This is a genomic window from Dietzia maris (assembly GCF_014144855.1).
GTDB lineage: Bacteria > Actinomycetota > Actinomycetes > Mycobacteriales > Mycobacteriaceae > Dietzia > Dietzia kunjamensis.
Genome location: NZ_JAALDN010000012.1, coordinates 1 through 7,254, shown reverse-complemented (window position 1 = coordinate 7,254; position 7,254 = coordinate 1). Strand labels below are relative to the sequence as shown.

Annotated in this window: 8 protein-coding genes; 3 read left to right on the top strand and 5 right to left on the bottom strand. The window is 68.9% G+C overall.

Annotated elements, in window-relative coordinates:
* From G6024_RS00430 to infC, 4 genes are all read right to left on the bottom strand, one after another.
* Positions 1-428 (bottom strand): RNA methyltransferase substrate-binding domain-containing protein (locus G6024_RS00430; RefSeq protein ID WP_277355610.1); only part of this gene is annotated, 428 nt, incomplete at its 3' end.
* 10 nt (positions 429-438) lie between these two features.
* Entirely contained in the window at positions 439-819 is a 381-nt protein-coding gene (gene rplT, locus G6024_RS00425; protein WP_007630820.1) for a 50S ribosomal protein L20, read from the bottom strand.
* 69 nt (positions 820-888) lie between these two features.
* Positions 889-1,083 carry a 50S ribosomal protein L35 gene (rpmI, locus tag G6024_RS00420; RefSeq protein ID WP_007630819.1) on the bottom strand — a complete coding sequence of 65 codons (195 nt, stop codon included), beginning with the start codon at positions 1,081-1,083 and terminating at the stop codon, positions 889-891.
* A 92-nt stretch (positions 1,084-1,175) separates the two neighbouring features.
* Positions 1,176-1,760, bottom strand: coding sequence for a translation initiation factor IF-3 (gene infC, locus G6024_RS00415; RefSeq protein ID WP_082923789.1), 585 nt, complete (start codon positions 1,758-1,760; stop codon positions 1,176-1,178).
* Positions 1,761-2,113: 353 nt separating this feature from the next.
* Here infC and G6024_RS00410 point away from each other — a divergent pair, with 353 nt between their 5' ends.
* Entirely contained in the window at positions 2,114-2,515 is a 402-nt protein-coding gene (locus tag G6024_RS00410) for a DUF1844 domain-containing protein (RefSeq protein WP_069390177.1), read from the top strand.
* A gap of 91 nt (positions 2,516-2,606) precedes the next feature.
* Here G6024_RS00410 and uvrA read toward each other — a convergent pair whose 3' ends face one another.
* Positions 2,607-5,687 (bottom strand): excinuclease ABC subunit UvrA, encoded by a 3,081-nt coding sequence (gene uvrA, locus G6024_RS00405; protein ID WP_069390173.1) that lies wholly within the window; start codon positions 5,685-5,687, stop codon positions 2,607-2,609.
* 148 nt (positions 5,688-5,835) lie between these two features.
* Here uvrA and G6024_RS00400 point away from each other — a divergent pair, with 148 nt between their 5' ends.
* Both G6024_RS00400 and G6024_RS00395 read left to right on the top strand, forming a co-directional pair.
* Positions 5,836-6,537 (top strand): MBL fold metallo-hydrolase, encoded by a 702-nt coding sequence (locus G6024_RS00400; protein WP_069390172.1) that lies wholly within the window; start codon positions 5,836-5,838, stop codon positions 6,535-6,537.
* Between the two features lie 195 nt (positions 6,538-6,732).
* Positions 6,733-7,254 (top strand): DoxX family protein (locus G6024_RS00395; protein WP_159147565.1); only part of this gene is annotated, 522 nt, incomplete at its 3' end.

The window sequence follows — 7,254 nt, the reverse complement described above, 5'->3', positions numbered from 1 at the left end:
AGCGCCTGGCCGACGGCGACCAACCGGGGCTGCGGTTCGGTCCCGGACGCGGGCCCGTCGGCGACGGGATCCCCGGTCGCCGTGCGCGCCACGGCGCGGCACAACGCGACGATGCCCGTGGGGGTGACCGTGTCCGAGAGTCCCTTCAGGGCCCGGTCGGTCGCCACGGAGACCGGGATCCCGGCGGAACGGGCCGCGTCGACCAGGCCGGCGAACCGGTCGAGTGCGTCGGCGGTGCAGAAGATCTCGACCGCGACGCCGGTGGCCACCGCCGCCTCGACCGAGTTGGTCCCCTCGGCGAGGAACCGGCCGGCCTCACGCCTGGCGGCGGCGCGGTGGAGCTTGGATGCGGAAACGACCCGCGGGGTCCGTTCGGTGAACGGATCCGCGGGTCGTCCCGTGCCCTGTGCGGGCGGAGTGTTCGTCAATTCGCGGGTGTCAGGCAGCCGGCGCGTTGACGTCGGCCGGAAGCGCCTTGCGCGCGACCTCGACCAGCGCCGTGAAGGCGGCCGGGTCGGTGACGGCGAGGTCCGCGAGGACCTTGCGGTCGACCTCGACGCCCGCGAGCTTGAGGCCCTGGACGAAGCGGTTGTACGTCATGTCGTTGGCGCGGGCCGCGGCGTTGATGCGGGAGATCCACAGCTTGCGGAAGTCGCCCTTGCGCGCACGACGATCGCGGTAGCTGTAGGTCATCGAGTGGAGCATCTGCTCCTTGGCCTTGCGGTACAGCCGCGAACGCTGTCCGCGGTAGCCCTTGGTGGACTCGAGTACGGTCCGACGCTTCTTCTGGGCGTTGACTGCCCTCTTCACGCGTGCCACTGATCAATCCTCACTGGTTTGGGCCGGTCGCTCGTGGGCGACCGGAAGTCTCTTCGGTGGTGGGAGGGCTCAGAGCCCGAGAAGCCGCTTGATGCGGGGGACGTCGGCCGGGGCGACATCCGTACGGCCGTCGAGGCGACGGGTGCGCTTGGTGGGCTTCTTCTCCATGATGTGGCGACGGTTGGCCTGCTGGCGGACCAGCTTGCCGGTTCCGGTCTTCCGGAAGCGCTTGGCGGTGCCCTTGTGGGTCTTCATCTTCGGCATGATCGGTCTTCCTCACATGGTTCGTCCCGGAAGGCCCGGTGGGACCTCGGGTGTGCGGACGTCGGGCGTCCGTGGTCTGGGCGGCGGAGTGCCTATTCGGAAGCGGGGTCCGTGACCTTGGACTCCTGCGCCTTGGCGCGGGTCTTGGCGCCCTTGTGGGGGGCGACGACCATGGTCATGTTGCGGCCGTCCTGCTTGGCGCTGGTCTCCACGTATCCGTACTCGGTGATGTCGTCCGCCAGGCGCTGGAGCAGACGGAAGCCCAGCTCGGGGCGGGACTGCTCACGTCCGCGGAACATGATCGTGACCTTGACCTTCGAGCCCTTCTCCAGGAAACGGACGACGTTCCCCTTCTTGGTCTCGTAGTCGTGGGTATCGATCTTCGGACGGAGCTTCTGCTCCTTGACCACGGTCTGCTGCTGGTTCTTCCGCGACTCGCGCTCTTTCTGCGCCGCCTCGTACTTGAACTTTCCGTAGTCCATGATCTTGCAGACCGGCGGGCGCGCGGTGGGCGCGACCTCGACGAGGTCCAGATCGGCCTCCAGGGCCAGACGAAGTGCATCCTCGACGCGAACGATCCCCACCTGCTCGCCCCCGGGGCCGACGAGTCGGACTTCGGGGACACGGATTCGTTCGTTGATACGTGCTTCGGCGCTGATGGGCCCTCCTCGGTAGATGGTGCTCTGTCGCGACCACTGGCGCGGTCGCGCATCCGCCCTCGAGGGACCCCGGGCCACACCGGGTACGCCGGTGAAACCGAGAAGGCCCCACGGCAGGGATGCCTGGGGCCTCTCACTCCTCACCCGTCGACGACGAGACTTCCGCGATCACTCGCGGCCCCTCGTCGGGGTGGTGACCATCAAACTGCCTTCCGGCGTCGGATGGTGGGAGATCGGGCTCCTCTTGGACGATGGAACCCACTACGTAGCGGGTTCCCACAGTCGGGAGTTGACTGTACCAGTCGTCGGCGTTGCCCCCAAACCGGTGGCTGGCGACACGATATCGACCGGTCCGTGGGACAGTGTTCGGCATGACCACCGACCAGCCCGCCTCCACCGACCAGGCCGCCGCCGAGAACCTGCTCGAGGGGCACCTCGACGCCCGCGAGGTCGAGGTCGTCGATCTGGCGGACGTCTCCGCACAGGAGATCATCTTCCGTTCGATCGTCGTCCTCATGAGTGCCGCTGCTGAGAAACTGGGGCTCTCCGACGACGACCCCTCCGCCAGCCCGCGACTGGATCTCGACGAGTCCCGCAAGCTCATCACGGCCCTCGCCGGCCTGGTGGCCGGGTCGGCCGAACACCTGGGGCCGCAGGCCCGGGTCGTCAAGGACGGTCTACAGGGGCTGCAGCGCGCGTTCCGCGAAGCCAGCGCGTACCCCGATGAGCCCGGCGAGGGCCCCGGCGAGAAGTTCACCGGCCCGGTCTACTGACCGCGCCGCGCCGACCGCGCCGCCCACTGACCGCGCCGCGCTGACCCGACGGGCCCCGGTCCGGGGCCATCCGTCCCCGACCGGGAAGCCGTCAGCGTAGGGCGCGCGCCTTACGTGCTGCCTTCGCAGCGGTCTTCTTGGCCGTCGCGGACGCCGCTGACCCCGCCTCGGCGGTCTTCTCAGCCTGCTTCTTCGAGGACTGGTTCGTCGTGGCGACAGCCTTCTTCGTCGGTGACTTCCTCGCCGACGCCTTCTTCCCCGTCGTCTGCTCGGTGACCACGGACTCCCTCGCGTCCTCGTCCTCCCCGTCGGCCACCCCGGGGAGCACTTCGGCAAGGAAACGGCCGGTGTGGCTCCCGGGTACGGTCGCCACCTGCTCCGGGGTGCCTTCGGCCACGACCGAGCCGCCCCCGGCACCGCCCTCGGGCCCCATGTCGATGACCCAGTCGGCGCTCTTGATCACGTCGAGGTTGTGCTCGATCACGATGACCGTGTTGCCCTTGTCCACCAACCCCTGGATGACCAACAGCAGTTTGGTGATGTCCTCGAAGTGCAGACCGGTGGTCGGCTCGTCGAGGATGTACACCGTCCGCCCGCTCGACCGCTTCTGCAGTTCGGCGGCCAGTTTGACGCGCTGGGCCTCACCACCCGAGAGGGTCGGGGCGGGCTGACCCAACCGCACGTATCCGAGCCCCACCTCGGTGAGGGTCTGGAGGTAGCGATGGATCGAGGTGATCGGTTCGAAGAACTCGCTCGCCTCCTCGATGGGCATGTCCAGAACCTCGGCGATGGTCTTGCCCTTGTAGTGCACTTCCAGGGTCTCACGGTTGTACCGCGCCCCGTGGCACACCTCGCACGGCACGTAGACGTCCGGCAGGAAGTTCATCTCGATCTTCAACGTCCCGTCACCCTGGCAGGCCTCGCAGCGCCCACCCTTGACATTGAACGAGAACCGGCCCTGCTTGTACCCGCGGACCTTGGCCTCGGTGGTGGCGGCGAAGAGGGTGCGGATCTTGTCGAACACGCCGGTGTAGGTGGCGGGGTTGGAGCGCGGGGTACGACCGATCGGCGACTGGTCCACCTGGACGAGCTTGTCGAACCCGTCCACGCCGTCGATCCGGGAGTGCCGGCCGGGCACCTGTCGGGCCCGGTTGAGCTGATTGGCCAGCGAGGTCGCGAGGATGTCGTTGACCAGGGTGGACTTGCCCGAACCGGAGACGCCGGTGACCGCGCACAGCACGCCGCCGGGGAAGACCACGTCGACGTTCTTGAGGTTGTTCTCCCGGGCGCCTTTCACGTGCAGACGCTTGTCGGGGCTCGGCGCGCGCCGCTTGTCCGGGATGGCGATCTGACGACGCCCGGCGAGGTAGTCGCCGGTCAGCGATTCGGAGTTGGCCAGCAACCCCTTGTAGTCGCCCGAGTGCACGACCCGGCCCCCGTGCTCACCGGCGAGCGGCCCGATGTCGACGATCCAGTCCGCCGAACGAATGGTGTCCTCGTCGTGCTCCACCACCAGCAGCGTGTTTCCGAGGTCGCGCAGCCGGACGAGGGTGTCGATCAGTCGTCGGTTGTCCCGCTGGTGCAGACCGATGGACGGTTCGTCCAAGACGTAGAGGACGCCCGCGAGACCCGATCCGATCTGCGTGGCCAGGCGGATTCGCTGGGCCTCGCCACCGGACAGGCTGCCGGCGACGCGGTCGAGCGACAGGTAGTCCAGCCCCACGTCGAGCAGGAAGCCCATCCGTGCCTGGATCTCCTTGAGGACACGACCGGCGATCATCGCCTGGCGCGGGTCGAGTTCGAGCCCGTCCAGGAACGCAGCGCAGTCCTCCACGGACATGCGGCTGATGTCGGCGATCGAGCGCTCCGTGCCCCCGGGTCCGGCGAGGGTGACGGCGAGGATCTCCGGCTTGAGCCTCGTGCCGTCGCATCCCGGGCACGGCACCTCGCGCATGTAGCCCTGGTAGCGCTCCTTCTGCGATTCCGATTCGGTCTGGTCCAGGCGACGCTTGAGGAACGACATCACGCCCTCGAACTTCGCGTCGTAGGTCCGGACGCGGCCGAACCGGTTGCGGTACTGCACCCGGACCTTGGTGGGGGCGCCCCCCATCACGGCCTTGCGCACCTTCGCGGGCAGGTCCTGCCACGGGGTGCGGAGGTCGAAGCCCATGTCCCCGGCCAGGCCGGTCAGCAACTGCTGGAAGTAATCGGCGCTCTGGCCACCCGACCATGGTGCGATCGCGCCGTCGGCGAGCGACCGCTCGGGGTCCGGGACGACCAGGTCCGGATCCACCTCCAGGTGGGAACCGAGACCGTCGCACACGGGGCAGGCCCCGTAGGGGTTGTTGAACGAGAACGCGCGGGGCTCCATGTCGTCCAGCGCGATCGGGTGCCCGTTCGGGCAGGCCATGTGCTCGGAGAACCTGCGGTGCCGGGCGGGGTCGGAGTCGTCGAGGTCGACGTACTCGATCACGATCACGCCGTCCGCCAGCCCCAGGGCGGTCTCCACGGAGTCGGTGAGCCGCTGCCGTGAGGACGGCTTCGCCGCGAGCCGGTCCACGACCACCTCGATGTCGTGCTTCTCCTGCTTTTTCAGGACGGGCGGCTCGGCGAGCGTGTGCAGCTCGCCGTCCACCCGCACGCGGCTGTACCCGTCGGCGGCGAGCTGGGCGAAGAGGTCGACGAACTCACCCTTGCGTGTCCGGACGACGGGGGCGAGCACCTGGAACCGTGCACCCTCCTCGCCCTCCAGGATCTGGTCGACGATCTGCTGAGGGGTCTGTCGGGAGATCACCTCCCCGCAGGTGGGACAGTGCGGGACCCCGGCGCGGGCGTAGAGCAGGCGCAGATAGTCGTGCACCTCGGTGATGGTGCCGACGGTCGAGCGGGGATTGCGGTTGGTCGACTTCTGGTCGATCGACACGGCCGGGGACAGTCCCTCGATGAAGTCGACGTCCGGCTTGTCCATCTGCCCGAGGAACATCCTGGCGTAGGAGGACAGCGACTCGACGTAGCGGCGCTGGCCCTCGGCGAAGATGGTGTCGAACGCCAGCGAGGACTTGCCGGACCCTGACAGTCCGGTGAACACGATCAGCGAATCGCGGGGGACGTCGATGTCCACGCCCTTGAGGTTGTGCTCCCGTGCGCCGCGGACGACCAGACGGTCCACCATGGGTTCTCCTTCCGAGTCGGGAGGCCGCCACGTCTCCGTGGCGAAAGCCGCACCTGCCGCATGGCTGCCGTTCCCGCAGACGAAGGTACCAACGTAGTACGACACGCTTCCGGCCACCGACCGCGCCCGACGTCGGTAGCCTGCCGTTATGTCGAATCCCACCGAGTCACTACCCGACCGCATCACCCTCACCGAGGGCTACTCCGGCCGTACCGGAGGCCGACTGACCGGCGAGCGCTGGACCGTGGGCCCCGCCCGACTGACCAAGATCTCGGTCGGCGAGATGGACAACAACGTCTACGTGATCGAGTCGACCGCGACGGGCGATGTACTGCTCGTCGACGCCGCCAACGACGCGCCGCAGCTGATCTCCCATCTGAGGGACCGCGCACCCGGGGTCAAGGAGGTGCTCACCACGCACCTCCACGCCGATCACTGGATCGGTCTCGCCGAGACGGTCGCCGCCCTCGGCCTGACCACCATCGCCTCCCCCGGCGACGCCGGGGGCATCGACGTCCCCACCGACCGACATGTCGCGCACGGGGACGAGCTCGTGGTCGGCGACCTCCGGCTGGCGGTGATCGGCCTGCGGGGTCACACTCCGGACGGCATCGCACTCGTCCTGCGCACCGACGCGGGCACCCACCTGTTCTCCGGGGACTCCCTCTTCCCCGGCGGCCCCGGGAAGACCGGTTCGGAAGCCGACTTCGCCTCGCTGATGGACGACCTCGAGGCCCGGGTCTTCGACGTCCTCGATGACGACGTCGTGGTCCATCCCGGACACGGGGACGACACCACCATCGGTGCCGAGCGACCGCATCTGGGCGAGTGGCGGGAGCGCGGGTGGTGACCGCGACGGGGGTCCTGCCCCCGTCGCCCTGTGGGCCGACATCCAATCGTTATCAAACCGCCACCGTGTGCGATCGCCGCAGCACACCCCCCCGGTGACGGTCCGTCGACGGGTAGCCCCGGATCGCGACCGGAGGCGCCCTCACCGGGTTCGGACTAGGTTCGACCACGCACTCCCACCTATCCAGGAGGAACGATGATCCGACGACTCGCACGACCCATGCTCGCCACGGTGTTCGTCATCGACGGCGTTGAGACGCTTCGCAATCCGCAGGCCCATGTCGCCGACGCGGCGCCGCTCGTCGACAAGGCCACCCCGCTGGTGGAGAAGGGCGAGCAGGCGGTGAACGACACGGTCTCCGCATCGGTGCCGCCCGTCCCCAAGGACACCGAGACGCTCGTCAAGGCGCTCGCCGGGGTCAAGATCGGCGCGGGCGTCCTGTTCGCGCTGGGCAAGGCCCCCCGCCTGTCGGCGCTCGCGCTCACCGCCGCCCACGTGCCCTCGACCGTCAGCCGCCACGCGTTCTGGATGGAGTCCGACAAGGACGCCCGCAGTCGCAAGACCACCGGTCTGGCGACCGACGTGGCGCTCCTCGGCGGGCTCATCCTCGCCTCGGTCGACACCGCCGGACAGCCCGGGGTGGCCTGGCGCGCCCGGAAGGCCGGCGACAAGATGGCCGCGAAGCTGCCCGGGGCGAAGGCCGAGTCGGCGGCGGCC

What these genes read in the sequence shown, in the direction of transcription:
- rpmI (WP_007630819.1), bottom strand. Translation starts at nt 1,083, where the DNA reads ATGCCGAAGATGAAGACCCACAAGGGCACCGCCAAGCGCTTCCGGAAG.
- G6024_RS00400 (WP_069390172.1), top strand. Translation starts at nt 5,836, where the DNA reads ATGTCGAATCCCACCGAGTCACTACCCGACCGCATCACCCTCACCGAG.
- G6024_RS00410 (WP_069390177.1), top strand. Translation starts at nt 2,114, where the DNA reads ATGACCACCGACCAGCCCGCCTCCACCGACCAGGCCGCCGCCGAGAAC.
- uvrA (WP_069390173.1), bottom strand. Translation starts at nt 5,687, where the DNA reads ATGGTGGACCGTCTGGTCGTCCGCGGCGCACGGGAGCACAACCTCAAG.